This window comes from Cellulomonas gilvus ATCC 13127, assembly GCF_000218545.1.
GTDB classification, from domain to species: domain Bacteria; phylum Actinomycetota; class Actinomycetes; order Actinomycetales; family Cellulomonadaceae; genus Cellulomonas; species Cellulomonas gilvus.
The window spans coordinates 2,019,768-2,046,362 of record NC_015671.1 but is presented as its reverse complement, the minus strand read 5'-3'; the positions used below and the strand labels follow the sequence as shown (position 1 = coordinate 2,046,362).

General features: G+C 73.2%; 21 protein-coding genes, 1 tRNA gene and 1 pseudogene. 12 read left to right on the top strand and 11 right to left on the bottom strand.

Features of this window, described 5'->3' with window-relative positions; all coding sequences use genetic code 11:
- The first annotated feature begins 118 nt into the window (after positions 1 to 118).
- The 3 genes from CELGI_RS16520 to CELGI_RS09480 are packed head-to-tail and all read left to right on the top strand — an operon-like array spanning position 119 to position 6,508.
- On the top strand, positions 119 to 1,141 hold the full coding sequence (locus CELGI_RS16520; RefSeq protein WP_081465356.1) for a hypothetical protein: 1,023 nt from the start codon (positions 119 to 121) through the stop codon (positions 1,139 to 1,141).
- Positions 1,138 to 2,871 carry a DNA polymerase Y family protein gene (locus tag CELGI_RS09485; protein WP_013883903.1) on the top strand — a complete coding sequence of 578 codons (1,734 nt, stop codon included), beginning with the start codon at positions 1,138 to 1,140 and terminating at the stop codon, positions 2,869 to 2,871. Before CELGI_RS16520 ends, CELGI_RS09485 begins: the two co-directional genes overlap by 4 nt.
- Positions 2,864 to 6,508 carry a PHP domain-containing protein gene (locus CELGI_RS09480; RefSeq protein WP_013883902.1) on the top strand — a complete coding sequence of 1,215 codons (3,645 nt, stop codon included), beginning with the start codon at positions 2,864 to 2,866 and terminating at the stop codon, positions 6,506 to 6,508. Before CELGI_RS09485 ends, CELGI_RS09480 begins: the two co-directional genes overlap by 8 nt.
- A gap of 18 nt (positions 6,509 to 6,526) precedes the next feature.
- Here CELGI_RS09480 and CELGI_RS09475 read toward each other — a convergent pair whose 3' ends face one another.
- Positions 6,527 to 7,138 (bottom strand): hypothetical protein, encoded by a 612-nt coding sequence (locus CELGI_RS09475; RefSeq protein ID WP_013883901.1) that lies wholly within the window; start codon positions 7,136 to 7,138, stop codon positions 6,527 to 6,529.
- A 96-nt stretch (positions 7,139 to 7,234) separates the two neighbouring features.
- On the opposite strand from CELGI_RS09475, the gene CELGI_RS09470 reads away from it, so the two are divergent.
- The 4 genes and pseudogenes from CELGI_RS09470 (at position 7,235) to CELGI_RS09455 (ending at position 10,243) form a co-directional block, all read left to right on the top strand.
- Positions 7,235 to 8,836 carry an ATP-dependent DNA ligase gene (locus CELGI_RS09470; RefSeq protein WP_013883900.1) on the top strand — a complete coding sequence of 534 codons (1,602 nt, stop codon included), beginning with the start codon at positions 7,235 to 7,237 and terminating at the stop codon, positions 8,834 to 8,836.
- A 13-nt stretch (positions 8,837 to 8,849) separates the two neighbouring features.
- Positions 8,850 to 9,257, top strand: a complete 408-nt coding sequence (locus CELGI_RS16915) for a hypothetical protein (protein ID WP_013883899.1) — start codon at positions 8,850 to 8,852, stop codon at positions 9,255 to 9,257.
- An 8-nt stretch (positions 9,258 to 9,265) separates the two neighbouring features.
- A pseudogene (locus tag CELGI_RS16910) lies at positions 9,266 to 9,547 on the top strand (ATP dependent DNA ligase); the annotation flags it as partial.
- 78 nt (positions 9,548 to 9,625) lie between these two features.
- On the top strand, positions 9,626 to 10,243 hold the full coding sequence (locus CELGI_RS09455) for a dihydrofolate reductase family protein (RefSeq protein ID WP_013883898.1): 618 nt from the start codon (positions 9,626 to 9,628) through the stop codon (positions 10,241 to 10,243).
- A gap of 10 nt (positions 10,244 to 10,253) precedes the next feature.
- Here CELGI_RS09455 and CELGI_RS09450 read toward each other — a convergent pair whose 3' ends face one another.
- Complete coding sequence (locus tag CELGI_RS09450; protein ID WP_013883897.1) at positions 10,254 to 11,177, bottom strand: ATP-grasp domain-containing protein; 924 nt, start codon at positions 11,175 to 11,177, stop codon at positions 10,254 to 10,256.
- Between the two features lie 55 nt (positions 11,178 to 11,232).
- Positions 11,233 to 12,009: an LLM class F420-dependent oxidoreductase gene (locus CELGI_RS09445; RefSeq protein ID WP_041574169.1), complete on the bottom strand. Its 777-nt coding sequence runs from the start codon at positions 12,007 to 12,009 to the stop codon at positions 11,233 to 11,235.
- Positions 12,010 to 12,146: 137 nt separating this feature from the next.
- Between CELGI_RS09445 and CELGI_RS16515 the strand changes: the two genes are divergently transcribed.
- Positions 12,147 to 12,935 carry a hypothetical protein gene (locus tag CELGI_RS16515; RefSeq protein WP_013883895.1) on the top strand — a complete coding sequence of 263 codons (789 nt, stop codon included), beginning with the start codon at positions 12,147 to 12,149 and terminating at the stop codon, positions 12,933 to 12,935.
- Here CELGI_RS16515 and CELGI_RS09435 read toward each other — a convergent pair whose 3' ends face one another.
- The 3 genes from CELGI_RS09435 to CELGI_RS09425 are packed head-to-tail and all read right to left on the bottom strand — an operon-like array spanning position 12,936 to position 18,434.
- Positions 12,936 to 16,313 (bottom strand): ATP-binding protein, encoded by a 3,378-nt coding sequence (locus CELGI_RS09435; RefSeq protein ID WP_013883894.1) that lies wholly within the window; start codon positions 16,311 to 16,313, stop codon positions 12,936 to 12,938.
- Positions 16,310 to 16,966 carry a DUF4194 domain-containing protein gene (locus CELGI_RS09430; RefSeq protein WP_013883893.1) on the bottom strand — a complete coding sequence of 219 codons (657 nt, stop codon included), beginning with the start codon at positions 16,964 to 16,966 and terminating at the stop codon, positions 16,310 to 16,312. The genes CELGI_RS09435 and CELGI_RS09430 overlap by 4 nt, the downstream gene beginning before the upstream one ends.
- Positions 16,959 to 18,434 carry a DUF3375 domain-containing protein gene (locus CELGI_RS09425; RefSeq protein ID WP_013883892.1) on the bottom strand — a complete coding sequence of 492 codons (1,476 nt, stop codon included), beginning with the start codon at positions 18,432 to 18,434 and terminating at the stop codon, positions 16,959 to 16,961. The genes CELGI_RS09430 and CELGI_RS09425 overlap by 8 nt, the downstream gene beginning before the upstream one ends.
- A 146-nt stretch (positions 18,435 to 18,580) precedes the next feature.
- Here CELGI_RS09425 and CELGI_RS09420 point away from each other — a divergent pair, with 146 nt between their 5' ends.
- Positions 18,581 to 19,402, top strand: coding sequence for a VanW family protein (locus tag CELGI_RS09420; RefSeq protein ID WP_013883891.1), 822 nt, complete (start codon positions 18,581 to 18,583; stop codon positions 19,400 to 19,402).
- A 192-nt stretch (positions 19,403 to 19,594) separates the two neighbouring features.
- Here the strand turns inward: CELGI_RS09420 and CELGI_RS09415 are convergent, their stop codons facing one another.
- Entirely contained in the window at positions 19,595 to 19,909 is a 315-nt protein-coding gene (locus CELGI_RS09415) for a hypothetical protein (RefSeq protein ID WP_150104709.1), read from the bottom strand.
- A 427-nt stretch (positions 19,910 to 20,336) separates the two neighbouring features.
- Positions 20,337 to 20,477: a hypothetical protein gene (locus tag CELGI_RS17360; RefSeq protein ID WP_169315145.1), complete on the bottom strand. Its 141-nt coding sequence runs from the start codon at positions 20,475 to 20,477 to the stop codon at positions 20,337 to 20,339.
- A gap of 267 nt (positions 20,478 to 20,744) precedes the next feature.
- On the opposite strand from CELGI_RS17360, the gene CELGI_RS09405 reads away from it, so the two are divergent.
- From CELGI_RS09405 to CELGI_RS09395, 3 genes are all read left to right on the top strand, one after another.
- Positions 20,745 to 21,983 carry a hypothetical protein gene (locus CELGI_RS09405; RefSeq protein ID WP_013883890.1) on the top strand — a complete coding sequence of 413 codons (1,239 nt, stop codon included), beginning with the start codon at positions 20,745 to 20,747 and terminating at the stop codon, positions 21,981 to 21,983.
- 225 nt (positions 21,984 to 22,208) lie between these two features.
- Entirely contained in the window at positions 22,209 to 22,571 is a 363-nt protein-coding gene (locus CELGI_RS09400; protein ID WP_013883889.1) for a DUF7674 family protein, read from the top strand.
- 98 nt (positions 22,572 to 22,669) lie between these two features.
- A complete protein-coding gene (locus tag CELGI_RS09395; RefSeq protein WP_013883888.1) occupies positions 22,670 to 22,936 on the top strand; it encodes a DUF6959 family protein in 267 nt (88 codons plus the stop codon).
- A 333-nt stretch (positions 22,937 to 23,269) separates the two neighbouring features.
- Here the strand turns inward: CELGI_RS09395 and CELGI_RS09390 are convergent, their stop codons facing one another.
- The 3 genes from CELGI_RS09390 to CELGI_RS09380 all read right to left on the bottom strand — a co-directional run bounded on the left by CELGI_RS09390 (position 23,270) and on the right by CELGI_RS09380 (position 26,537).
- Entirely contained in the window at positions 23,270 to 24,610 is a 1,341-nt protein-coding gene (locus CELGI_RS09390; RefSeq protein WP_456064307.1) for an ISL3 family transposase, read from the bottom strand.
- A gap of 205 nt (positions 24,611 to 24,815) precedes the next feature.
- Positions 24,816 to 25,901, bottom strand: a complete 1,086-nt coding sequence (locus CELGI_RS09385) for a tyrosine-type recombinase/integrase (protein WP_013883886.1) — start codon at positions 25,899 to 25,901, stop codon at positions 24,816 to 24,818.
- Between the two features lie 553 nt (positions 25,902 to 26,454).
- Positions 26,455 to 26,537, bottom strand: a tRNA-Leu gene (locus CELGI_RS09380).
- Positions 26,538 to 26,595 lie beyond the last annotated feature (58 nt).

The window sequence follows — 26,595 nt, the reverse complement described above, 5'->3', positions numbered from 1 at the left end:
ATGTCGAACAGACGTTCGAACATGACGTCTCTCTCGGTGTCGGCCAGAGCATCGCCGCAGGTCAGAGGCGTCCGCGCAGATGAGCCCTCCGGGGCTGGAGTCGGACACAGGGGCGGGCATGGCGGTCGAGGTGCTGACGCGGGAGGAGCGGGTGGCGCGTGCCCGGCTCGCCCTGGCGCACGCCGAGCTCCGCACCGGTGCGCGCAGCGTCCACCTGCAGCGCGCCGAGGCGCAGCAGCCCGAGGGGCAGCACGTCGAGGCGCGCGGGGCCGAGGCGAGGCGGCCCGAGGTGCGGTGGTCTGAGTCGCCGCGGCCCAGGGTGCCGCGCCAGGGAGGCGAGCCGACCCTCGTCGAGGTGTCGGAGCCTCCGGTGCCGGAGCCTTCGGTGTCCGAGGCTCCGGTGTCCGCGACTCCCGTGCCCGATGACCTGGTGCTCGACCGCCCGGCGCCGGAGCGCCCCGGACCGGACGCGCTGCCCACCGCGCTGCTCACCACCGAGCGGCCCCCGCTGCCCGTGCCGCCCGCCCTGGTGCCGCTGCTGCCCGACGGCCTGCGTCGCGGCGCCACCACGGCGGTGGTCGGCTCCACGTCGCTCGCGATGGCGGTGCTGGCCGGGGCGAGCGCGAGCGGTGCGTGGGCGGCCGTCGTCGGGCAGCCCGCGCTCGGCCTGCTCGCGGCCGCGGAGTCGGGGGTCGAGCTGTCGCGACTGGTCGTGGTCCCCAGCCCGGGGGCCGATGCCGCGCTCGTGCTCGGGGCGCTCGTGGACGGCATGGACGTCGTGGTCGTGGGCCCGCACACCACGCTGACCGATGCGGACCGGCGTCGGCTGTCCGCGCGCGCACGCGAACGCGGTGCGGTGCTGCTCGCGACGGTCGCCTGGCCCGGTGCGGACGTGGTCCTGACCGCGGGCCCCGTGGGCGGTCACGGCGGCTGGAGCGGGCTGGGGGACGGCGAGGGCCGGCTGCGCACGCGCCGGGTGAACGTGGTCCGCACCGGCCGGCGCGGCGCGGCCGTCCCGCTGACGCTCGAGGTGGACCTGCCGCTGACCGCCCCGGCCGGGCACCCGGTCGATCCCGCGCGCAGGGGCACCCCGGCGGTGCCCGTCGTCGCCGCGCGGCCCGAGCTCAGGCTCGTCGGATGAGCACGCGCACCACCGTGCTGTGGGTGCCGGACTGGCCGGTGGTCGCGGCGAGCACCGCGCACGAGGTCCCCGCGCATCTGCCCGCGGCGGTGCTCGTGGGGCAGCGTGTGACCGCGGCCAACGAGCTCGCGCGCGTCGAGGGGGTGCGGCGCGGCATGCGACGGCGGCAGGCACAGGGCTGCTGCCCCGAGCTGGTGCCGCTGCCCGCCGACGACGCGCGTGACGTCCGGCTGTTCGAGCCCGTCGCGGCCGCGGCGGAGACGGTGGTCGCCGGTGTCGAGGTGGTCCGCCCTGGCCTGCTCCTGCTGCCCGCGGGCGGCGCGGCGCGGTACCACGGCTCGGAGGACGCGCTCGCGGAGCTGCTGGTCGAGGCCGTGGCGCGCGGCACGGGGCACGAGTGCGCGGTCGGCACGGCCGACGGGCTGCTCGCGGCGGTCGTCGCCGCCCGGACGGGTGCCGCCGTCCCGCCCGGCACGTCCGCGGCCTACCTGGCGGGGCGGCCGCTGACGGAGCTGGGCTTCGCCGCGGTCACCGACGAGGCGGCGCGGCAGGTCGACGAGCTCGTGGGGCTGCTGGGCCGCCTGGGGCTGCGCACGCTGGGGCAGCTCGTCGCGCTGCCCGCCGCCGACGTGCACGCGCGGTTCGGCCGGCTCGGCGCCTGGGCGCACCTGCTCGCGCGCGGGGACGACGAGCGCCCGCCCGCGCGCCGTCGGCCCGAGGCGGACCTGGAGGTGAGCACCGAGCTGGACCCGCCGGTCGAGCGCGTGGACACCGCGACGTTCGCCGGGCGGCGGCTCGCCGAGGACCTGCACGCGATGCTCCTGGAGCAGGGGCTGACGTGCGGCCGGCTGGAGATCGCGGCGCGCACCGACGAGGGCGCGGACCTGGTGCGGACGTGGCGCACGGACCTGGGCGGCTGGGGTGGCCTGACGCCGGCGCGCATCACCGACCGCATCCGCTGGCAGCTCGAGAGCTGGCTGACCAGCACGGCGCTCACCACCGCCCGCGCGCACCGGCTCGACGCGCGCCGCTCGCGGGTCGCGGGCGCCGTGGACCCGACGTCCGCGGCATCCGACGCGTGGCTGCAGCCCGAGCACGTGCCGGACGACGACGTGCGGGCCGTCACCCTGGTGCGACTGTCCGTCACGGCGCTGGACGTCGCCCCCGCGGGTGCCGAGCAGGGCAGGCTCTGGGGCGGGCCGTCGGGCGGGGACCTGCGTGCGCACCGCGCGTTGGACCGGGTGCAGAGCATCGTCGGGGGTGGCGGGCTGCTCACCGCGACGCTCCAGGGCGGGCGGGACGTGCGCGAGCAGGTGCACCTGCAGCCGTGGGGCGAGCAGGTGAGCGCGGTGCGCGCGCTCGACCGGCCCTGGCCGGGCCGGCTGCCGCAGCCGTCGCCCGCGACGGTCCTGCCCGAGCCCGAACCGGTGGACGTGCGCGACGACACGGGCGCACCCGTGCTCCTGGACGAGCGCGCCGCCCTGAGCGGGACCCCCGCCTGGGTGGTGTGGGGACCCGGGCGGACGCGCCGCGCGCGCGTGGTCGGCTGGGCGGGCCCGTGGCCGCTGACCGGACGCTGGTGGACGGGGACAGCGCCGGGAGACGTCCAGCACGGGATCGCCGCGCACGTGCAGGTCACGTTCGACGACGAGCCCGCGGCGCTCCTGGCCGCGCACGGTGCCGCGGACCACGCGCCGACGCGCTGGACGTGCGAGGCCCGCTATGACTGACCGGGGCCCGCGGTACGCCGAGCTGCACGCGCATTCGGCGTTCAGCTTCCTCGACGGCGCGAGCCAGCCCGAGGAGCTCGCGGCGGAGGCGTCCCGCCTGGGCCTCGAGGCGCTCGCGGTCACCGACCACGACGGCCTGTACGGGGTGGTGCGGTTCGCCGAGGCCGCGCGGCGCGTGGGCCTGCCGACCGTGTTCGGGGCCGAGCTCCACCTGCCGGCGCCGACCGCGCGCCGGCACGGCCGGGAGCCGGCGCCGCCACCGGGCCCGCCCGTGCTCGACGAGCCCACCGGCGTGCCCGACCCGCGCTCGACGCACCTGCTGGTGCTGGCCCGGGGACCGGACGGCTACCGCGCGCTGTCGAGGGCGATCGCCGAGGGGCACCTGCGCACGGGGCGCAAGGGGGCCGCGGAGTACGACCTCGAGGACCTCGCGGCCACCGCGGCGGGTCAGTGGCTGGTGCTCACGGGGTGCCGCAAGGGCGCGGTCCGCCGCGCGCTGGCCGGCGGCGACCCGTCGGGCGTGCAGCCCGTCGCCCCCGGCGGCCCGCAGGCCGCGGCACGTGAGCTGGACCGGCTCGTCGCGCTGTTCGGGCGCGACAACGTCGCGGTCGAGCTGACCGCCGCGGGGGACGCGTACGACGACGACCGGTCCGACGCGCTCGCGGCCCTCGCCCGGGACGCGGGCCTGCCGCTCGTCGCGACGACCGCCGCGCACCACGCCACGCCGCGGGACGCCGACCTCGCGGCGGCGCTCGCGGCGGTGCGCGCCCGCTCGTCGCTCGACGACCTGGACGGCTGGCTGGCGCCCGCAGGTGCGCACCTGCGCTCGGCCGACGAGATGCTCGCGCGGCACCGCCGGTACCCGCAGGCCGTGACCGCCGCGGCGGACCTGGCGGCGCAGTGCGCGTTCGACCTGTCGCTGGTGGCGCCCGCGCTGCCGCCGTACCCGGTGCCGGACGGGCACACCGAGGCGTCCTGGCTGCGCGAGCTGGTGTGGCAGGGCGCGCTCGAGCTGTACGGGCCGCGCGAGCGTGAGCGCGTGCCCGGTGCGTACGCGCAGCTCGAGCACGAGCTGCGCGTCATCACCGAGCTCGGGTTCGCAGGCTACTTCCTGGTGGTCTACGACCTGGTCGCGTTCTGCCGCCGCAACGGCATCCTGGCGCAGGGCCGGGGATCGGCCGCGAACTCGGCGGTCTGCTACGCGCTGCGGGTGACCGCGGTGGACGCCGTGGCCCACGGGCTGCTGTTCGAGCGGTTCCTGGCCCCCGAGCGGGACGGGCCGCCGGACATCGACGTGGACATCGAGTCGGCGCGCCGTGAGGAGGTCATCCAGCACGTCTACGCCACGCACGGGCGCACGCACGCCGCGCAGGTGGCCAACGTGATCTCCTACCGGCCGCGTTCGGCGGTGCGTGACGCGGCGCGGGCCCTGGGGTACGACGTGGGGCAGCAGGACGCGTGGGCCAAGTCCATCGAGCGGTGGGGGAGCCTGCGCGACGCCCCGACGCCGTCGGCCGCGTCGTCGTCGGGCTCGTCGTCCCCGTCGTCCGGGCCGTCGGCACCGGGCCGGCCCGCACGCGCGCACGACGGTCACGCGGGTCCCTGGCCCGTGACCACCGCACGCCACGAGCGGCTGGCGCAGCGCGCGGACATGTGGGGCGCCGACCCGGGACGTCCCGTGACGCCCGCGCCGCCCGCACGGGCCCGCAAGGGGCAGGAGGTGCCGGGCATGGCCACCGCGGACGGGCACGACGTGGTGCCGGTCCGGCTGCCGCCGTCCGCGGACGACGAGGGCGAGATCCCGGAGCACGTGATCGACCTGGCCGAACGGTTCCTGCGCCTGCCGCGTCACCTGGGCATCCACTCGGGCGGCATGGTGATGTGCGACCGGCCGGTGATCGAGGTGTGCCCCGTGGAGTGGGCGCGCATGCCCGGGCGCACGGTGCTGCAGTGGGACAAGGAGGACTGCGCGGACGCCGGGCTGGTGAAGTTCGACCTGCTCGGGCTGGGCATGCTCACGGCGCTGCGGATCGCGTTCGGGTTCGTGGGCGAGCACGGCGGACCCGCCCTGGACCTGCACGCGCTGCCGCAGGAGGACCCGCTGGTCTACGACCTGCTGTCCGCGGCGGACACGGTCGGGGTGTTCCAGGTGGAGTCGCGCGCGCAGATGGGCACGCTGCCGCGCCTGCAGCCCCGGCGGTTCTACGACATCGTGATCGAGGTCGCGCTCATCCGGCCCGGCCCCATCCAGGGCAACTCGGTGCACCCGTACATCGAGCGCGCGCACGGCCGGCAGAAGGTGACGTACCTGCACGAGCGGCTCCGGCCCGCGCTCGAGCGCACGCTCGGCGTCCCGCTGTTCCAGGAGCAGCTCATGCAGATGGCCATCGACGCCGCGGACTTCACCCCAGCGGAGGCCGACCAGCTGCGCCGCGCGATGGGCTCCAAGCGCTCCACCGAACGCATGCTCGCGCTCAAGGACCGGCTGCTGCGCGGCATGGCCGGGCACGGCATCAGCCAGGAGATCGGCGAGCAGATCTTCGACAAGCTCAAGGCGTTCGCGGACTTCGGGTTCCCCGAGTCGCACGCGTACTCGTTCGCCTACCTGGTCTACGCGAGCGCGTGGCTCAAGGTGCACCACCCGGCGGCGTTCTACGCGGGCCTGCTCGCCGCGCAGCCCATGGGCTTCTACTCCCCGCAGAGCCTGGCCGCCGACGCACGCCGGCACGGGGTCGAGGTGCTGCGCCCGGACGTGCAGCGCTCGCGGGCCCAGGCGTGCGTCGAGCGGACCGGCCCGCCGCCCGAGGGGGGTGAGCCGCGGCTGGTCCCGCAGCCCAGCGGCACGGGTCCGACCCCGGGGCCGGGCGTCCGCACCGGTCGGGGCGCGGCCTCGTCGGACGCGTCCGCCGCACCGTCCGCCGGGGCGGGACGTTCGCTCGCGGTGCGGCTCGGGCTCGTCGCGGTCCGCGGCATCGGGGAGGAGCTCGCGCAGCGCCTGGTCGACGAGCGCACCGCGCGCGGGCCGTTCGCCGACCAGCGGGACCTGGTGCGGCGCGTGCAGCTGACCACGGCCCAGCTCGAGGCGCTCGCCACGGCCGGTGCGCTCGACGGGCTGGGCGTCACCCGGCGTGAGGCGCTGTGGGCCGCGGGCGCGCTCGCGCAGGAGGGGCCGCAGACCCTGCCGGGTGTGAGCGTCGGCGTGCAGGCCCCGACGCTCCCGGGCCTGAGCGACGTCGAGGTCGCGACCGCGGACGTGTGGGCCACCGGGGTCTCGGTGGACTCCTACCCGACGCAGTTCGTCCGCGACGGCCTGGACGCCGCGGGCGTGCTGCGCGTCGAGGCCGCATTCCGGCACGAGGTGGGGCGGCGCATCGCGGTCGCGGGCGTGGTCACGCACCGCCAGCGGCCGGGGACCGCGGGCGGGGTCACGTTCCTGTCGCTCGAGGACGAGACGGGGCTGCTCAACGTGGTGTGCTCACCCGGGCTGTGGCAACGGTTCCGGCGCACCGCCCGGACCAGCAAGGCGCTCGTCGTGCGGGGGCTGCTGGAACGTCAGGACGGGGCGACGAACCTGGTGGCCGAGCACCTGGCGCCGCTGTCGCTGCGGGTGCGGTCGAGCTCGCGGGACTTCCGGTGAACGCACCGTCACCGGGAGTCAGTGCGCGGCGGCCTGCGCGCGCTGGCGGATACCGATCAGCATGCGGCGGGACATGACGGTGCTCACCGCACCGACCACCTCGTTCACGGGTGCCGCCCACCACTGCGGCGTCGCGTACCGCTCGCGCACGACGAGGCGTGTGGTGCGGAAGCGGCCGGGCTGCAGCGTGAACGCCCAGGAGAACGTGGCGTCGGGTGCGGTGAGCACCAGCGCGTGCGGCGGGTCCAGGACGGTGACGGCCAGCGCGGCGGACCGGGCCAGGCGCACCTCGTCGCCCGGTGCGAGCTCCTGCCAGCGCGGCTCGATGCGCTGCGCGGAGTGGATCCCCAGCCCGACGAGGTTCTCCAGCCAGTCGTAGGAGTAGAACCCGCCGCGGCCCTGCCCGAGCTGCACCAGCCAGGGCCACACCTGCTCGGCGGGCGCGTCGATCGTGATGCCCCGGGTCGCGACGACGCCGGGCGACGGCACGATGTCGTCTCCCGGCAGCGGGGCGTCGAGCTCGGCCTCGGTCGCGCCCCACTGCAACCCCCACGTGCGGGCCAGCGGCAGGAGCGCGACGCCGGCGGAGACCGCCAGGGCGGCGACGAGGCGGGGCGAGGGAGCGCGCATGCCTCCAGCCGACCGCCCGCACGTACCACCGGCAACCGACCAACGTCCCGCGGGCCGGGCCGTGCGCGTGTGGGAGGTCGGCGGGAGGATGCCCGCATGCTCCTGGCCGACGTCGTCGCCACGTCCACCGCCGTCGCGGCGACCCGCTCGCGACTGGCCAAGCGCGCGCTCCTGGTGGACCTGCTGCGCCGCACCGGACCGGACGACGTGCCCGTGGTCGCGCGCCACCTGGCCGGCGAGCTGCGGCAGCGACGCACGGGCCTCGGCTGGCGGTCGCTGCAGACCCTGCCCCCGTCGGCCGACGAGCCGCACCTCACCGTGGGCGAGGTCGATGCGGCGTTCGAGCGCATGTCCGCGCTCGCGGGCCCCGGCTCGGGCACGGCGCGGGCCGCCGAGGTGGCCGCGCTGTTCGGTGCCGCCACGTCCGACGAGCAGCGCTTCCTGGTGCGGCTCGTCGCGGGCGAGCTGCGGCAGGGTGCGCTCGACGCGTTGCTCCTGGACGCGGTCGCGCAGGCCGCGGGCGTCCCACCCGAGGCTGTGCGGCGCGCGGCCATGCTCGCGGGCGCCACCGAGCCCGTGGCGCAGGCGGCGCTCGCTGCCGCCGGTCCCGAGGACGCGCTGGAGCGCCTCGCGGCATTCGGCCTGCAGGTGGGCCGGCCCGTGCGCCCCATGCTCGCGCAGTCGGCACCCGACGTGGCCGGCGCGCTCGCCGCGGTCGGTCCGGGCCCCGCGGTCGTCGACGCCAAGCTCGACGGCATCCGCATCCAGGTGCACCGCGACGGCGACGACGTGCGCGTGTTCACCCGCAGCCTGGACGACATCACGGCGCGCGTCCCGGAGATCGTCACGGTGGTGCGCACGCTCCCCGCGCGCACGCTGGTCCTGGACGGCGAGGCGCTGGTCACCGACGACGCGGGCCGCCCCGTGCCGTTCCAGGACACCGCCGCGCGCGCGGCGAGCGGTGACGCCCAGCTGGCCGCCACGCACCGCCTGCGCCCGTTCCTGTTCGACTGCCTGCACCTGGACGGCGCCGACCTGCTCGACGAACCGCTGACGGCGCGCATCGCCGCGCTGGACGCGCTGCTCGTCGCCCACCCGGACCTCACCGTCGACCGCGTCGTGACCGCGGACCCGGCAGCGGCCGAGGCGCACGCCCGCGCCGTGCTCACGGCCGGGCACGAGGGCGTGGTCGTCAAGGCGGCGGGCTCCCCGTACGAGGCGGGCCGGCGCGGCGCGGGCTGGGTCAAGGTCAAGCCGCGCCACACCCTCGACCTGGTGGTGCTCGCGGTGGAGCGGGGGTCGGGTCGGCGCGGCGGGCTGCTGTCCAACATCCACCTGGGCGCCCGCGACGGCCAGGGCGGCTTCGTCATGCTGGGCAAGACCTTGAAGGATAGTTACGAAAGCGGCTGGACGATGGTCGGAAAAACCTTCAAAGGGATGTCCGACGAGATGCTGGCATGGCAGACGAAGCGCTTCCTTGAACTTGAGACGCACCGCGAGAGTCACGTGGTCTACGTCCGCCCGGAGCAAGTCGTCGAGATCGCGTTCGACGGCGTCCAGCGGTCGAGCCGCTATCCGGGTGGTGTCGCGCTCCGGTTCGCTCGCGTCGTCCGCTATCGGGATGACAAGGCATCGGGCGGGGCCGACACGATCGACACCCTGCGGTCGTTCCTTGGTGATCCCTCCAGCGGGTCGTGACAAGGTTCGCGATATGAGCGAGATGACCGCCGAAGACTACGAGTCGATCGATGGCGCATCCCGCGAACTTCACACTCGGGGTTGGCGCAAGGCGTTCACGCTGAATGAGATGTTCGAGGCCTGGGCCTCCCTCGTCGCAGAAGTCGAGCAGGGCTACGACCAGATGGTCGCCGAGTACACCAACGACATGGCATGTCGCGACTGGCTCGCGCTCGTCTGGCCGATGCTGACCGAGCGTGTTCGAGATGCACGAGCCGAGGAGTTGAAGGCCCTCGACGCTCGCTTCCGAGCAGCGACCCTGGACGACGCCGGGCGGGCGATTGGCCGGTTCTACCGCATCGAGAACAACGACGGTTGGTGGTGGCGGCGTCGGCCCATCAAGGTCGCAGGCGAGTTTGCAGCCGATCTCGCCGCCGAGTGACCCCTCTCTTCGTTCGTGAACTTGGACCCCGGAAGACGTTCAAGGGCATGACCGACGCGATGCTCGCGTGGCAGACCGCGCGGTTCCGCGAGCTCGAGGTCGCGGACGATGGCTGGACGGTCACGCTGCGCCCCGAGCAGGTGGTCGAGATCGCGTTCGACGGCCTCCAGCGGTCCAGTCGGTATCCGGGAGGAGTGGCGCTGCGGTTCGCCCGTGTGCTGCGGTACCGCGACGACAAGTCGGCGGCCGAGGCGGACACGATCGACCAGGTGCGCGCGCTGGCGACCTGAGGTCCGCGGGTGGACGTGGGTGCGGGTCGGTAGCGTCGGCACAGGTCGCGAGAGGCGTGGCCGCTGATCGGAGGACCCGTGGCGACGATCGTCTCGACGTTGTTCATCTCGCTCGACGGGGTCGCGGAGATCGACCCGGCGTGGCACTTCCCGTACTTCGACGAGCACATGGGCGCCGCGGTCACCGAGGACTACGACGGCGTGGACGTCCTGCTGCTGGGCCGGGTCACGTACGACTCGTTCGCGGGTGCCTGGCCGGGGCGTGAGGACGCGGGGGAGGAGGATGCGGCGTTCGCGGCCCAGCTGGGTGACGTGCGCAAGGTCGTCGTGACGCGCGGCACGCAGGACCTGGGCTGGCGCAACGTGGAGCGGATGACGGGCGACCTGGTCGAGGCGGTCACGGCGTTGAAGGCCGCGCCCGGCAAGGTGCTGGTGGCCGGGTCGATATCGGTGGTGCGCCAGCTCCTCGCGGCAGGGCTGCTGGACGAGCTGCGCCTGCTGGTCCACCCGGTGCTCGTCGGCGCAGGAGACCGGCTGCTGCGCGAGGACGCGGTCGGGGTGCAGCACCTGCGGCTGCTGCGGTCGGAGACGTTCCCCACGGGTGTGGTGCGTCAGGTCTACGCGCCGGTGGCGGCCCCCGCCGCGGTGGGCTACGAGGGCGTCACCGACAAGGTGCCGGGCGCCGGAGGCGCCTGAGACCCGGCGGTCAGCGGGTGCGGTGCTCGATCGCCGAGACCACCAGGTCGGTGACGGCCGCGGGGGCGACGTGCAGGTTCAGCGCCGGCTCGAACAGCTCGGCCTCGAGCAGCACCAGGCCGTGCTCGGCGGAGTCGACCAGGTCGATGCGCGCGTACAGCGGCATGCCCAGGCCCGTGGCCTGCTGGACGGCGGCCAGGACGCCGCGCGCGAACCGGTCCTCGTCGTCGGTGGAGGCCACCGGTTCGGGGTGCTCCTGGTAGACGCCGCCGATGAGCCCGCCGCCGGGTGCGAGCAGCGCACCCTTGGCGATCGCGTGGCTCGGCTCGCCGTCGACGAGGTACAGCGACTTCTCGCGGCCGGCGGACAGCTCGGGGATCTCAGGCTGCACCATCACGACGCCGCCCGACCCGACGATCCGCGCGGCCAGGTCGAGCGCGCGCGGGTCGTCGGCGCGGAACAGGCCGGTGTCGCGTGAGCCGGCCGAGACGGTGGGCTTGAGCACCACGTGCGCGTCCGCGGCGAACGCGGCCAGGTCCGCGCGGACGTCGTCGACGGACGTGCGGTACGTGGTGGGCACCACGCCCACGCCGAGGTCGGCGAGCTGGGCGAGGTAGCGCTTGTCGAGGTTCCACCGCACCAGGGCGGGCGGGTTCAGCACGTGCGTGACCTGCTCGACGTGCGTGAGCCAGGCGAGGAACTCGTCGTACCGCTCCGGGTAGTCCCACGGGCTGCGCAGCACCAGGAGCGTGTACGCGCTCCAGTCCACGGTGTCGTCGTGCCACACGGTGGCCTCGGCGTCGATCCCGCGGGCACGCAGACCGGCGACGACGGGCGCGGTGTCGTGGTCGAGGTCCTCCGCGGGGTAGGAGTCGGTGACGACGATGCCGACCCGGACGGGCGCGGAGGTGGGGGCGGGCGTGCTCACGAGCACGTGACTGTAGGACAGGCCGCGACCGTGGCCGTGAGCCGCCCGCCCCGTGGTCGGCTCAGCGCTGCGCGTCCCGCCACGCCACCCACTGCGCGGCGAGCGACAGGTCGTAGTCCGGGCCGGACGTGCCGACGGTCAGGAGCGTCGCGCCGGCGTCGAGGAACGCCGCGGCCTGCTCGGCGGGTGGCGCGGAGACGGCGACCGAACGCTCGACGAGGGTCGCGGTGTCGCGGCCGACGGCCGCACCGTGCTCGTCGAGGATCGCGCTCTTGCGCGTGAGCGTCGGCGCGTCGCCGAACGAGTGCCACGCGTGCGCGTGCTCGGCCACGACCCGCAGCGTCTTGCGCTCGCCACCGCCGCCGATCAGGATCGGGATCTCGCGGGTGGGCGCCGGGTTGGACGCCGCCCAGCGCGCCTTGATGCGCGGCAGCGCGTCGGCCAGGTCGGCGATGCGGCTGCCCGCGGTGCCGAACTCGTAGCCGAACTCGTCGTAGTCCTTCTCGAACCAGCCGGCACCGATGCCCAGGATCAGGCGGCCGCCGCTGATGTGGTCGACCGTGCGGGCCATGTCCGCGAGGAGCTCGGGGTTGCGGTAGGAGTTGCAGGTCACCAGCGCGCCGATCTCGACGCGCTCGGTCTGCTCGGCCCACGCCGCGAGCATCGTCCAGCACTCGAAGTGCTTGCCGTCGGGGTCGCCGCTGAGCGGGAAGAAGTGGTCCCAGTTGAAGATCACGTCGACGCCGAGGTCCTCGGCGCGGCGCACCGCGTCACGGATCTGGGCGTAGTCGGCGTGCTGGGGCTGGAGCTGGACGCCGATGCGCACGGGAAAGGTCATGCGCCGAACGTACGTCCGCGCCCCGTCCGTGGACACCGTGTTCCCTCTGGGCGAACCGGCGCCGCGGGTGCCGACCCCCTGGACAGCCGCGCCGCACCGTGGCAGGAAGGGGTCGGGTTCACGACGAAGGGGGCGGCATGACGACGTCGACGCCGGACGGTGGTCGCGGCACGCGTGGGTCCGGTGCGCAGCTGGCGCTGCGGGTGACGGCAGCGGTGCTCGGTGTGGCGACCCTGGCGGTGGGTGCCGTCGCGGTGTTCGTCACGGAGAACGGCGCGGGTGCGGCGGCGCTCATCGCGGCCGGGGTGGCGCTCGCCGTGATCGGCGGTGTCTTCGACCGGATCAAGGCGTTCGAGGCGGCGGGGGTCAAGGTCGAGCTGGCGGAGGTCCGGGAGAAGCTGGCGACCGCGGCGAGTCTCGAGGAGGCCGGGCAGCCCGAGCTGGCTGCGGAGCTGCGCGACGAGGCGATCGACCTGCTGTCGAGCTCCTCACCCGCGGCACTGCGGTTCAAGCAGGTGCGTGCCACGCCCCCGGGGTGGCAGCGGACCATCGAGCTCGAACGCCAGATGCACGACTGGGAGGAGGAGGCGCGGCGCGTGGCGCCGTCGCTCGCGACCCTGGAGCGGGGCTTCGACCAGGGCGACGAGGCCGGCCGCGCGATGGCCCTGGCGATGATGGTCGGAGCACCCGCGGCGGCGAGCCCGCGCGTCGCGGAGGCTGCGATCGCGCATCCCCGCAGCGCGTTCGAGCAGTTCCACGGCCTCCGGGTGGCACAGACGATCGCACGGTCTGCTCCGGCGGCGCCCACGACGATCGCGCTCGGTGAGGTCGTGCGGGAGAACCTGGAGCAGGGCCGGTTCGGGTCGCCCGACTCGGACCGGTGCACGCTCGCCAAGCGGATCCTCGAGCTGGTCGCCCCGTCCTGATCAGGCGGGTCCCGCCGCGTCGTCGGGGACGCCGGCGACGGGCTTGGTGCGGGAGCGGCCAGCGGTGTCCTTGAGCACGACGTACTTGAGGTCCACGTGGGGCTCGAGCGCGCCGAACTTGTCGTTCGGTGCGCCGATGACCAGCTGGAAGCCCAGCCCGCGCCAGGCCCCGACGGCCCGGCCGGTGAAGCGCGCGTCGGCCTTGATGAGCGCCTCGTCGAGGAACACGGGCGCGTAGCGAGGGCGGGGCGCGCCCGCGTCGCCGAGCTGGTAGCGCAGCGCGGCGCCGACGATGAAAGCGACGAGCTCCTGCGACTCGCCGCCGGACTTCTCGCCGATGTGGTCGTACAGCGCCACGTGGTTGCCCTCGAGGTCGACCTTCTCGGCGGACAGCCGCACGTGCCGGCGCACGTCCACCAGGTCGGCGAAGTCGGGTGCGGTGCGTCGGATCCGGTCGATCACGCGTGCCATGCGCAGGTAGCGGCGTTCGCGCTCGGCGTCGGTCGCATCGGTGGCCAGGACCTCACGCAGGTCCCGCAGCTCCTTGCGGAACCGCGCGACGACGGTCGACTGCGTGTCGCGCGCGTCGATGCGCAGGCGGTGCTCGTCGTCGGCGAACGGCAGGTCCTCGAGGATGTCGTTGACCGGGCGGATGCGCTCCTTGATCTCGCGCACCGACCGCGCCAGGGCGCTGTGCAGGTCCGCCAGGTCGTTGCCGGACAGCCGCAGCAGGCTCTTGCGCCACTCGGCCTCGAGCTCGTGCAGGCCGCTGGTCTCGAGCTCGGCCAGGATCCGGGCGAAGTCGTTGTAGGACGCGTCCGGGTCGGTGCCGAGGTTCGGGTCGGGCCAGCGCTCGACGAACGTCTCGAACGTGCGGCGCAGCGCGTCGCGTGCGGTCGCGACGGCCTGCTGCGCGGCCTGCCGGTCGGCGCGCAGGTGCTCGCCGGCGCGCGCGAGCACGGCGTCGAAGGCCGCGAGCGCGTCGACCGGGCCGACGGGTGCGCCGGTCGCGTGCTCGGAGCCGCTGGTGAGCAGCCCGTCCAGGTAGGCGGTGGTCGCGGGGTCGACGAGCGTGCCCGCCGACTGCGCGTCGTCGAGCGCGAGCTGCGCGGCGTCCACGTCGTCGGTCGTCGCGGACCACTGCTCGGCCAGCGTGCGCGCCTCGCCCTTGGTGCGGCCGAGCTCCTCGGCGAGCACCTGGATGGTGACGTCGAGCTCGGTGGCGCGCGTCTGCAGGCTCGTGATCTCCGGGCTCCCGGCGGTCACGCCGTCGATGACCTGCGCCCAGCGCTCCTGCTCGGCCTCGACCGCGGCGACGTCGACCTGCTCCCAGGTGACCTCGACCAGCGCGGCGTACGCGCGCTGCGCGGCGTCGTGCCGGTCGATGCGCCGTTCGGCCTCCAGCACCTGCGCCTCGGCGAGCGCCAGCCGCTCCTGCGCGCGCGCGATCTGCTGGTCGAGGTGCGCCAGCCGGCGCGTGTTGGTGAAGCCCAGGACGTTGGCTCCGCCCGACCCGCCGTGCGAGCCCTGCGTGCCGTCGGACACCTGCCCCGAGCGCGTCAGCGCCTTGGCGTGCTGCGACAGCTCGCCGGGGGTGTCCACGCACTGGTAGGCGAACCGGCTGGCCAGCTCGCCGCGCAGCCAGCCGGTGAACGGCCCGCTGCGGTAGTCGAGCCGGCCGGGCAGCGTGCGCGCGTCGAGAGCGACGTCGTCCCGGACGCCGGTGGGTACGCCCTGGAACCGGATGCGCCGTGCCGTGGGCACCGCGTCGATGGCCTTGCGGAACGCACCCAGGTGCGCGACGTCCAGCAGCACGCGCGTCGCGAAGCCGCCGAGCGCCAGGTTGAACGCGTCGCGCCACGGCTCGTGCTCGGTGCGGACCTCGACGAGCTCGGCGACGAACGGGAGCTCCTCGGGCGTCAGCCCGGCGGCCTTCGCCAGCGCCGCGCGTGCGGCGTGCAGGTCGCCGGGGATGTTGTCGCGGCGGCGCGCGACGGCGTCACGGTCGGCGCGCAGGTCCGCCAGGTCCGCGGCGGCCTCCTTCTTCTCCGACATCGCGTCGAACAGCGCCTGCCGTGCGGTGGCCTTGGCGTCCGCGTCGTCCAGCGCGGCGCGCGCGCGTGCGACGAGACGGTCCAGCTCGGCCTCGGTGGTGACGGCCTCGCCCAACGCGTCGGCCAGCGTCTCGTCGAGCCGACGACGAGCGCGCGCGACCTCGTCGAGACGTGCCTGCGCACCGCGCATCTCGCGCTGCGCGGTGGCGAGCCGGTCGCCGCCCGACGCCCACAGCGTCTCGCGCACGCCGTCCAGCTCCGCCTTCGCGGCGGAGATCCGTGCCTCGGTCTCGGCCGCGAGCCCGCGCGCGTGACGCTGGCGGCGCTGCAGGTCCGCCTCGACCGCGCGCAGCAGGTCCAGGCGGCGCGCGTGCCGCCACAGCGCGGCCGGGGAGGTGCGGTCCTCGAACGACCCGATCGCCTCGATGACGCGCAGCCGCTCCGCACCCTGCTCGATCGCGTCGCGGAACCCACGGATCGGCTCGAGCGCCTTGACCTGCTGACGCGCGGTGATCATCTGCTCACGCGTGCCGGTGAGCTTGTCGAACTGCTCGACCACGGCGTCGGCCGTCGCGAACGTGTCGGGCTCCTCGAGCACCATGGCCTTGTACAGCGCGTCCACCGTGGTGATCTGCTGACCGGCCTGGATGCGGCCGAGGAGCGCGACGGCCTTGCTGCCGTCACCCGACGCGCCGATCCCCAGCGTCGAGTACAGCCGCGCCGTGAAGTCGCGGTCGGTGTCGAACGGCGTCAGGCCGGCGGCTGCCACGGCGGGCCGGGAGAACCGCTGGCCGGCCGCCGCCTCCAGCTCGCGCAGGTCGAACGCGGAGTCGCACGTCGCGCGCACGGGCACGACGTCGTCGAGCAGCCGCGCGGCGGACGGCACGTACCAGGCCCGGACACCCGTGAGCTCGGTGCCCGCCTGGTCCACCCACGTCATGGCGATCGCCGACCACGTGTCACGACCGTCGCCGCGCAGCACGCGCTGCCGCGTGCCGTCCTGCGTGCGGGACTCGTCGAGCTTGCCGCGCGCGTAGGACAGGATGTTGCGCTGGTCCTTGCCGCGCGGACGCCCGACGACACCGCCGTTGGACGCGCCGTTGAACGGCGTGGTGTGCGGCATGAGCAGCGCGATGTACGCGTCCATCAGCGTGGACTTGCCCGAGCCGGAGCCGCCGGACAGCAGCGTCGCGGTGGACGCCAGGCGGATCCGGTGGTGCCCGTCGTACCCGCCCCAGTTGACCAGCTGCAGGTCCCGGGCGATCCACTGCTGACCCGTGGACGCGGCCGGGACCAGCCCGAACAGCGTGTCGACCATGGTCATCGGCCGGCCTCCGTGCCGGCGGGCTGCTGCGTGCGCAGCCACGCGCGCAGCTCGGTCAGGCGCTCGTTGCTGAGCACCACCTCCACCAGCGGCGTGACCCGGTACCGGCCCTGCGACTCCTCCTCGATGAGGCCCTCCTTGGCCAGCCGGGCCACCGCGGCGCGGATCTCGCGCTGGTGGCCGGCCACGTTCGTGTCGTCGGGGTCGAAATACGTCAGCGCGGTCTGCTCGAGCTCCTCGACGTCCACGCGCACCGAGGTCTCGCCCGCGCCCTGCTCACGCTGGAACACGGTGCGCAGGTGCACCAGCACCAGCGTCTCGGCGCGCGTGTACGCCTCGTCGCGCAGCAGCACGGGCACGTCGAGCTCGGCGGAGCGCACCTGCTTCTTGTAGGCGATGCCGCGCTCGTGGTCGACCACCAGGTGCACGAACAGGTCGTGCAGGCGCGACTCGATCACCTGCTGGTTCTCCAGGAGCGTGCGCCACTGCGCGCGGTTGCGGTCGGCGGTCAGGAACCGCCGCTGCAGCAGCCGCACCAGCACGCGCCGCACGTCCGCGTCGAGCGTGCCCGAGTCGCCCGCGAACAGCTCGGACGGGTCCTCCTCCATGGGCACGGGGGCGATGAAGCCCTCCTCGACCGTGGTCTCACTCATGCGCGGGGTCCTTCGTCGTGGTGGTGACGGCCCCGAACGCGAACCGTCGCCGGCTCCCGTCGGGCCGGACGGCGTCGACGAACGCGAGCTCGTCGGTCTCGGTCATGCCGCGCTGGTGCGCGATCTCGAGGAGCCCCAGGAGGTCCACGGGCCGGCGGAGCGCGTCGGGTGCGGCGTTGAACGCGCGCGCGACGTCCGCGGTGCCGGACTCGTCGGCGTGCGCGGCCAGGTGCGCGTCCAGCTCGGCGTAGTGCGGACCGCCCCATGCGCGGGCCTCGTCGGTGGACACGTCGGGCTCGTCGTCGGCCCAGTCCGGCAGCGCGGCCGGAGCCTGCGGAGGACGCAGGTCGCCCGCGGTCTGGCGCAGGTGCTCGACCTCCGCGACCGGCAGGCGGCGCAGCGGGTCCACCGCCTGGCCGCGTCGCGCGTCCGGCAGCCACGTCTGCAGGCCGGTCATGACCTCGCGCAGCAGCTCGTCCACCTGCCGGTCCCGCAGCGGGTCGTGGTGCCGGACCTGGCCGGTGATCACGTACGACGCCTCGCGCTGCGCGGTGAACACCTGGTCGAGCCCCTGCTCGATGCGCCGCACCACCTCGCTCAGCTCCGTGCGCTGCGCGGCGGGCAGGCGCTGCGCGAACCGGTGCCGCAGCACGACGTCCAGCTGGTCGGCGATCTCGTCGAGCCGCTGCGGATCCCCGATCAGGCGCAGCGCACCGGAGAACGCGCGGCCCTCGACCGTGGACTCCATGACGTGCTCACCGCGCGCCAGGTACTCGCGCAGGATCTCGCCCGTCGGGCGCTCGTCCTGCCGCAGCGCGCTCACCACGTCCCGCTGCATCGCCTTGATCGACTCCGCGACGCGCGCGAAGTCCGCAGGCAGCTCGCGCACCAGGTGCACCACGTTCTCCGCCTGCTCGAGCAGCTCCTCGTCGTCGACGGGCTCGACCGTGCCGGTGCGCTGCAGGCGGGCCAGCTCGTCCTGCAGGCGCCGGATCTCCGCGTCGAGCCGCGCCATGCGCACCAGGACGTCCGGGTCCGCGTCGTGTGCGAGGCGGCCCACCGCGTCCAGCACCGTGCGTACGCGCGACTGCGAGACGCGCGCCCGGGCGCCGCCCGCACGCCCCGCGACCTCGAGCGCACCCACCGCGTGCGCGGACAGGCGGTACACCTCGACGTCGTCGTCGAGCACCTGCCGCACCAGCCAGCCCGCGTCCGCCCACTGGCGGCACAGGTCGCGCGCGCTGCCGACCGGCAGCCCGTCCTGGTGACCCGCGGCCCGGAGCTGGTCCAGCGCGTCACCGACCTCGGTGTGCGCGTCGGCGACCGGCACGGTCGGGCGCTCCGCGGTGAACAGCACCGACAGCAGCGAGACGACGAGGGGGGCGTGCCGCTTGTGGAGCAGGTCCAGCATCGGGTTCTGGAAGGCCCGGACGGCGCCCAGGTACGCCGCTTCGGCACGAGTGATCATCGCCGCACAGCGTATTCGCCCACGCCACCCTCCCCGCCCTCCCTCCGCCGACCTGGTACTTGTCCGCCAGGTCGGCGGTCAGGGAGCGCACAGCGGTCGTGGGAGAACGCCCACCGGAGCGTCGCGCGGCGGTCTACCGTGACGGCATGGCAGGGGTGCGCGAGCGGGTACGGGAGCGGGTGCGGGAGTCAGCCGGGCCATCGGTCCGGCGGTTGCGTCGGGAGCGGCAGTGGCGGCAGGACGGCGTCGTCGCGCACCCGGACCGGGCCGAGCCGGACGGGTTCGCCCACCACGTCGCGGCCCACCGGACGCCGATCTTCCGCGAGCTCGCCGGTGTGGACCGCCGCCTGCAGGAGAACAAGGCGGTCAACCTGGTCATCGCCGCCGGGCGGCTGGACGGCCTGGTGCTGCGGCCGGGGCAGCGGATGTCGTTCTGGCGGCTGGTCGGCAAACCGACCTACCGGCGCGGGTTCAAGGACGGCCTGGTCCTGCGGCAGGGGCAGGTCGACGAGGCCGTCGGCGGCGGGCTGTGCCAGATGACCAACCTCCTGTACTGGATGACCGTGCACTCGCCGTTGACGGTCGTGGAGCGGTGGCGGCACACGTACGACGTCTTCCCCGACAACGGCCGCACGCAGCCGTTCGGCAGCGGCGCGACGTGCTCGTGGCCGGTGCTCGACCTGCAGATCGAGAACCGCACGATCGCGACGTTCCGGCTGTCCCTCGGCGTCGAGCGGACGGACCTGGCCGGGGCGTGGACCAGCGACCAGCCGCCGCAGCACACCTACGAGGTGTACGAGGCCGCGCACGTGATGACCAACGACCTGCCCGGCGTCTTCACCCGCCGCAACGTCCTGCGGCGGCGCGTCTTCGACCTCGCCGGCGTGGAGGTGGCGGACGAGCTCCTCGCGGTCAACGAAGGCCGCCTGATGTACCAGCCGTTCCTGGAGAGCGGCGCCGCGGGGTAGCGGCGTGCCATCCGCGTCGAGCAAGGCCGGCCGGGATCCGCTGGAGGCCGCGCCCCCTGGACGATCCGCCTCCTTGTCCGTTCTCATCCCCACGTCTCCGGACTTCGAGCAATCCGACACGTCGAACGCCCGACCGAGGCGATCAACGGACGCCTCGAGCACCTGCGCGGCACCGCGTTCGGCTTCAGTAACCTACGGCTCGCCCAGGAGCTGGAGGAGTTCAAGGATCTCGCCGCTCGTGACCTCCCCGTCGATCACGTCCTCAAGCTCGTCCAGCCTTGACAAGATCTCCGAGATCAATTCCTCGCACGCTTCGTCAAACTCAATCTCGATTGGCTCAATCGGCCCTCGTGCCTCGGGGCGAGCGATGAAGCCCCACCGCATGAGCGACGCCCACGCCTGAACGGCCAATGGCGCGAAGCGATGGTCGAGCAGACCGCGAAGGACCTCCACAGTCGCTTCCCTGGTCACGACCAGGGGTTGCCGTGCTGCGGACTGTGCCTCCACCAGTGCAGTGTGATCGAATCGGCTCATGAGCGTGACGGCCCCGGGATCGCCGCCAAGAGCGCGATCGAGTAGTGCAGCGAGGTGAGGGCGCATAGGGCACCACTTTGGTCTCGATCAGGCCGTTCGGTCCAGGCGTGTTCTTGTACCAACTGAGGAGTTGTCCGGGGCTGTCGATCTCCTGGACATAGAGCCTCCCGTATCCCGGGGTGTTAGCTGGCGAGAAGAACTCTAGTCAGTAGCCACCGCCTGGGAGCCCGGTCGCGCCTCTGATGAATCGGTTGCCGACAGCGGCGAGATCACCGGGAAGCCCCTCGGTCGGCCGCCCGCACACCGGGGCGCCGACGGGTGCAGCGAGCGAGCGGTCGTAGGGCTGTCTGGCGAGCTTGAGGACCCGGCACGTCACCGCGACGGGGGACGGCGAGTTCTCTCACGAGCGGGTAGAGCCCTCTCCCGGCAGATGCGCCTGCGGCAGGTACGCCGCGGCGCGGCGCAGGATCTCGTTCTCCTGCTCCAGCAGCCCGATGCGCCGGTTCGCCTCACCCAGCCCGGCCGACTCCGTCCGGGTCACGCCGGGCCGGTTGCCGTCCTCGACATCGGCGTCACGCGGCCAGCTGCGCAGACACGACTCGGCAATCCCGAAGTCCGCCGCGATCTGCTTGTTCGGAGCCTCACCACATCGGGCGAATCGCCACGACGTCCCTGCGGAACTCCATCGGGTAGGGCCTGGGCACGGTGCGAATCCTTCGAGCGGCGCCTCCCGGCACCACGGGTCATGCGTCACCTACTCGTGCAGCAGACCCCTTCGGATGTCGGTGTTGTCTGGGACCATCCGCCTGTGACGAGCAAGAGCATTCGCGAGCAGGTGTGGGACGCCGCCGACCCGGACGGGTCTCGACGGGCGCTGCTCGACGCGGCGGCCCTGGCGGGCCGAGCACCTGGCTGGGTTCAGCTGTTGGGTCAGAGCCTGGACGCGTCGTGGGAAGGGCTGGTCGAGCTCGGGGCGAAGCAGACGGCGCTCATGGATTCCATCGAGGCCGCGGTCAGCGTGTTGGTCCCCCGCGGCTGGGCCGTCATGAACATGAAGTCGGAGGTCGTCAACGCTGCGGTCGCCGCTGTCCGCGCGGGCCGTGCCGGCGAGGGCGATGACCTACTCGCCGGGCAATGGGACGGCGACGATGCGTGGCGCGTCCAGAGGGTCGGTCAGCGCGTACGGTCCATGGCGGCCGCGGACGAGGAGTGGAGCGCCTTGTTTCGCGAGCGTGCGCGCCTGCTCGACCGTGCCGCCGAGCACCATCTTGCGGGGCGGTACGACGCCTCGGTGCCAATCCTCCTGGCCCAAATCGAGGGCATCGTCATTGACGTGACCGAGGGCAAGAAGTACTTCACGAAGCGGCAGAGCATCAAGGCGGACGTGGTCAACCCGCTGGACCTGGCCGGCATCGAGGCGTGTATGGCCGCGCTGCAGGCGGCCTACAGCGAGAACGTACCAACCACCCAGGCTGGGGGCAGTCTGTCCCGACACGGGATTCTTCACGGTCGCGAACTCGCGTACGACACGCGCGCCAACTCTGCGAAGACCTGGTCCGTCATCGACGCTGTCGTCCACTGGGCGCTACCGCACTCACGCGAACTCGCCGACGCCCGCCGAGTCGCTCGCCAAACCGCCAACGCCGGAAGCCAAGACACCGATGCACGAGGCCGCCGCGTGGACGACCGCCAGTTCGCTGAGACCCGCGACGTGCTGCGTCTGCTCCAGACCGCCGCGATGGGATGGCACCGACAGGGAGGTCGGTTCCGGGGGGACCTCGTGGGCGCGGTCTACACCGAGAAGGACTTCACGAAGCGAGGCCTGCCTGCCGACCCCGACATTGAGACTCGCCTCGCGTCTGACGGTCAGGCTGTCGCGTACTGGCGCGCCACGCCTTCGGGCCGGGTCCTCGGGCTCGCACTCACTTGGGACGGGGACCACTACCAGGAGCGCTTCTACGGGGGTGCACAACCACCCACGGGCCTGCCCGGGGAACCCGCTTCCAGCTGGTTCGACCCGCTCGATACACCGCCTGACTGGCGCTGATTCACCACGCCTGCCGGAGCGGAAGCAAACTCCGCGATGTCTTACCAAGGGCCGGCTGGCGCCGGCCACGGCACGGGCGCCAGCACGCACCCCCAGCCGGTGCCGCGCTTCGCGCGCGTAGCCGGGCAAGCCCGGCTACGCCGGCTGGAGGCCCCGCGTGCTGACGCCCGTGCCGTGGTTCTGAGATGGCGACGAACTCGGACAACGCTCTGCGAAGATGGCCGTGTGGCACTTGGAAGAGCGGTCGAGCAGGGCACGTTCCTGGAGCAGCTCCTGGCGGCTGTGCCGGAGGTGGGCCCCGAGGTGCGCGAGCACCTTGACGACAACGGGGAACTGCTGCTCCACGTGCTGATGCCCGACCTGCTGAGGACCGCGACCCGGCTCTTCCACGCCGGAGAGAGCGAGGTTGAAGGGCGCTTGCTCGCGTTCATCGACTTGGCGCTGCGTTGCGGTGACGATGCGTGCAGGAACGCGGTCCAAGTCTCTTTCGTCGAGCACGCGGGCGCCTTCCCGGAGGAAACCGCGGAGTTCCTCGCATCGTGGCCTTCAGCTCTGAAGGCCGAGCTCAGGAGGAGCCGAGTCGCCTGAGCAGCAGTGCGACGAGATGCGCGTGTCGCATCACGTTCAGATGGTCGACGTGGTTGCCTGCTGGCTGTGACTCGACTCGCGGCCGAACGGACAGGCTCGTGACCGAACTGACGCTTCTCGGCGAGGAGCCCGGCGCCGCGCTTATCTTGCGCAGTTCGCGCCGCCAACCGGCGCTGCTCGTCCAGGGCGACACGCTGTACATCGCCACGCGGGCGGCTGAGGAACTGGTGCAGGAACTTCAGCTCAACGGGTCCGAAGACGCCCGTCACGGCGCTGTCGAAGTTGCCGAGACGCTCCGCGAGTGGCTTGCCTCGTACGAGCGGATGATGAACGCGGCCCACCTGGACCTGCCCTACGCGGAGTAGCGGGGCTCTGTCGATGTGGGGAGCATCCGAACCTCGCCGTCCGTGCTCGCCGGAGATGTAGGGTCGCAGCGGCTGAATGCGCCACCGCGACCGTGTAGCCGGTAGTGGCGTAGCCAGCAAAGAGGGGTCGCTACCTCTGCCACGCAGATGCCCCTACCAATCAGATTCAGCGCGCAGATGGATGGCGGCGGTCACCCGAGTTGCGACGCAGGGCGCGCCCCGTCCGCGCGGCTGTGGGCGCCTCGCGTGTTCCCCGGGCCTTTCAGACATCGAGTGTTGCGCCCTTACCCTTCCGTCCTATGACCGGAGGACCCACCACCGACGATGACGGGCTCATCGGACTTCCGGTGGGGGCGTGATGTCGAGTCCGCCGCAGACCAGGAGCATGCGTAGTCGGTAGTTGTCGCGGTTGCGGTAGCCGCGGGCGATGCGGCGGTGGAGCTCGATGATCCCGTTGATGGCCTCGGTCCCGCCGTTGCTGGAGCGGTCGGTGGTGAAGTAGCTCAGCAGCGTCTGGCTCCATTGCCGCAGGGTCCGGCCCAGGCGGGCGATCTCGGGGATCGGGCAGGAGGCGAAGGATGCCAGTGCCTTCTCGGCGATCTTCTTGCCGGCGCTCAGGTCGCGGTGGGCGTAGGCGGCGCGGACCTGCTGGTAGCACTGCCAGGCGAGGAAGACCTCGTCGTTCGGGTCGCCGCGGTTCAGGCAGTCGACGAGCCGTTCCCACTGGCGGCCCGTGAGGTGGTCGGCGCTGGCGCGCAGGATGTTGCGGACCCGGTAGAGCGGGTCGTTCTTGTGCCCGCGGTGCCCGAGGGTGTCCTGTTGGACCCGGCGGCGGACCTCGTCCATCGCGGCGCCGGCGAGCTTGACGACGTGGAACGCGTCCAGCACCGGGGTCGCCTCGGCGAGCTCGTCACGCAGCGCGTTCGCATAGCCGCGGAACGGGTCCAAGGTGGCGACCTGGACGCCGTCACGGAAGGCGTCGGTGCGGGCCTTGAGCCAGTCCGCGAACACCGTCCCGGAGCGGCCCGGGACCAGGTCCAGCAGCCGGGCGTGGGTGTTCCCGTCCTGGTCACGGGTCAGGTCGACCATCCCGGTCAGCATCGTGGGGCCCTTCGTGGTGGCCTTGTGCGGGGTGTGGTGCCACACGTGCTCGTCGACCCCGAGCGTGGCCACACCCGCCAAGCGTTCACCGTCGTCGGCGAGCTCGATCAGTCGGGGGCGCACCGCCCGCCACAGCGTCTTCCAGGTGGTCCCCAACTGGCGGGCTAGCCCCGCGATCGCGGCGTGCTCGAAGCGCAGCTGCCTGATCGCCCAGGTCACGGCCCGGCAGGTCAGCGACCCGCGCGGCGCGACCAACAGGGGCAGCTGCTCGACGAACAGCCCGACCGGACAGCCGGCGTCCGGGCAGCGCCAGGTCCGCTGCCGCCACAGCACCACGACGGGCACCACACCGGGCACGTCGTGCAGGCGACGCACTCGACGGCCATGCCCGACGGCCACGACCCCGCACGCCGGGCAGCCCATCAGCTGCCACGGGGTTGAGACGCTCACCGTCAGAGTCGTCGGGCCGCGTTCGACGTGCTCAACATGGACACCGTCCAGGCCGAGCAACAGATCGCATCGCGAGCAGGGGTCAGTCGTGGGCGCGCCAGGGCAGCCCGTAGCGTTGGACACCGTCGAGGTCCTCGAGAAGAGCAGAGTGCTTGGTCGCCTCTGATCCTCGGGGGCCTCGACCCATCAGCCCCGCACTCAACTCAACGGCGAGCCGTCACCCCCACCGGAAGTCCGAAGAGCCCGATGACGGACCCGACTTCGAGACGTTCGAGGACGAGTTCGCGGACTTCGTCGCCTTCCACCATCGGATGACGGCGTGGACCGCTCACGAAGAGGCCGAGCGCGGCGCTGAGGCCACCGAGGACTGAGCCCGACCGCCGCTCTGGCAATCGCACAGCGGATGCCGAAATCCAGTGCGCTGGTGAAGCGCCTCGGCGACTTCGGCGAGAGTCGCCACCGTGTAGCCCGAAGTCGTCGTGGTCCCCGTGTGACCGGCGAGCAGGGCGGCGACCGCCTCGCCAGCGCAGCGCTCGGTCTCCGTCAGTGCAGTGTGCCTGACCCAGTGCATCGAGACGCCCAGAGCCTCAGCCCACGGCAGCGCCTTGTGCCAGCGCTCGGCGATGGTGTTGTAGCGGCGTCGGGTCAGCGGCCGATGCCCTCCGTTTCTTCGCGGGCGCAAGCAGAACACCGGCGACGTGGACGTCAGCGCGCCGCCGCGCTCGGTCGCGTGGTCCAGCAGCGCTGTGAGCAAGGCGTTCGTGACCGGGACCTCGCGCCACTTTGAGCCCTTCTCCAGGAGACGAACGGTGGAGCGGTCGGCGTCGATGGCGCCGACCGTGAGCGAGATGGCGCCACCCCGGCGCGCTCCGGTCTCCCAGTGGAAGCGCACAAGCAGACCGTCAAGCTCGACGTCGTCGCCGGAACTGGTGGCGACGGTGGCAAGAGCGTCCAGTTCGGCGGCGTCGAGTGCTCGGCGCAACTTCGGCGTACGGCGCACCTGCTTGACCTTCGCGGCAGGGTCATCGACGACCAAGCCGTCACGCACTGCACGGCTCCACACGAAGCGGGCGGCCGCGCGGGCGTTGCGCGCGGCGCCCGTGCCCTCAGTGCTGTTGGCACGCTTGACCGCGGTGGCCTGGCAGTGGTTCGCGAAGGCCTCCACGTCGGTTGCTGTCACAGCATCGAGACGGCGGGTCCCGAGGAACGCCTCAAGCTTGCGCCAGTAGCTCGCGTAGGTGCGCAGACTCTTGGTCGAGGCGGCGATGCGGACTGTCGCCAGGTACTCGCTGACCGTGAGGACTTCCCGCGCCGTCGCGGGCGGCGGTGCAGCCAGAAGGTCGGCGGGGTCCAGTCCGAGGCTGGCCAGAACCGCGAGGACAGTGGCGACGTTCTGAGACTTCGTGGCGGTCATCGTCAGAGCTCCGGGTTCAGGTCGAGGTCGAGTACGGCAGGCGAGCGCATAACGACGACGCCCGCGGACGAGGTGGCGATGAGCGGCGTTCCAGGCGCTGTCCAGCCGAGGCAAGAACGCAGCGCTCGGGGTAGCGGCGCACGGCCCCGTGCGTCGAGCGTGACGGCGTGGGTGCCGGGACCTGTGCGCAGTGTGAGGTGGTCGGCGCTTCGGGTCACGGTCACCGTGGTGCCAGGTGCCCAACCAGCGGCGGCCCAGGTCGCGGCGTCGGTGAGGCGGCCTGACGCGTCGAGACTGACGAACCGGTGCGTCTGCTCGGCAACCCGCGCGGGCGCACGAAGCACGGGGGCCGGCGAAGGGACGAAGGCACTTCGCTGCGTGGGCTGCGAACTGCGGGCGCGGTTGGCGCCGATGCTGAGTGCGAGAGCCGTAGAGAGGGGCACGGCGAGGAACGTGCCGGGAGGTTCGCAAACGGATTCGGGCGAATCGGTTCCCGCGGGAGGAACGGGATTGTGAGTTGGCTCACAATCCCGGGACCCATCCCCAAACTGTGTGTCCGGAGGGGGACTTGAACCCCCACGCCCTTTCGGGCACTAGCACCTCAAGCTAGCGCGTCTGCCATTCCGCCACCCGGACAGGTGGGCGTCGCGGGAACCCGAAGGCGCCCCGCGGTGCGGCAGAAAAGATAGCACGG

Bases quoted from the DNA above. Each gene is read 5' to 3' on its own strand.
- CELGI_RS16520 (WP_081465356.1), top strand. From the start codon at position 119: ATGGCGGTCGAGGTGCTGACGCGGGAGGAGCGGGTGGCGCGTGCCCGG.
- CELGI_RS09485 (WP_013883903.1), top strand. From the start codon at position 1,138: ATGAGCACGCGCACCACCGTGCTGTGGGTGCCGGACTGGCCGGTGGTC.
- CELGI_RS09480 (WP_013883902.1), top strand. From the start codon at position 2,864: ATGACTGACCGGGGCCCGCGGTACGCCGAGCTGCACGCGCATTCGGCG.
- CELGI_RS09475 (WP_013883901.1), bottom strand. From the start codon at position 7,138: ATGCGCGCTCCCTCGCCCCGCCTCGTCGCCGCCCTGGCGGTCTCCGCC.
- CELGI_RS09470 (WP_013883900.1), top strand. From the start codon at position 7,235: ATGCTCCTGGCCGACGTCGTCGCCACGTCCACCGCCGTCGCGGCGACC.
- CELGI_RS16915 (WP_013883899.1), top strand. From the start codon at position 8,850: ATGAGCGAGATGACCGCCGAAGACTACGAGTCGATCGATGGCGCATCC.
- CELGI_RS09445 (WP_041574169.1), bottom strand. From the start codon at position 12,009: ATGACCTTTCCCGTGCGCATCGGCGTCCAGCTCCAGCCCCAGCACGCC.
- CELGI_RS16515 (WP_013883895.1), top strand. From the start codon at position 12,147: ATGACGACGTCGACGCCGGACGGTGGTCGCGGCACGCGTGGGTCCGGT.
- CELGI_RS09435 (WP_013883894.1), bottom strand. From the start codon at position 16,313: ATGACCATGGTCGACACGCTGTTCGGGCTGGTCCCGGCCGCGTCCACG.
- CELGI_RS09430 (WP_013883893.1), bottom strand. From the start codon at position 16,966: ATGAGTGAGACCACGGTCGAGGAGGGCTTCATCGCCCCCGTGCCCATG.
- CELGI_RS09425 (WP_013883892.1), bottom strand. From the start codon at position 18,434: ATGATCACTCGTGCCGAAGCGGCGTACCTGGGCGCCGTCCGGGCCTTC.
- CELGI_RS09420 (WP_013883891.1), top strand. From the start codon at position 18,581: ATGGCAGGGGTGCGCGAGCGGGTACGGGAGCGGGTGCGGGAGTCAGCC.
- CELGI_RS09385 (WP_013883886.1), bottom strand. From the start codon at position 25,901: ATGACCGCCACGAAGTCTCAGAACGTCGCCACTGTCCTCGCGGTTCTG.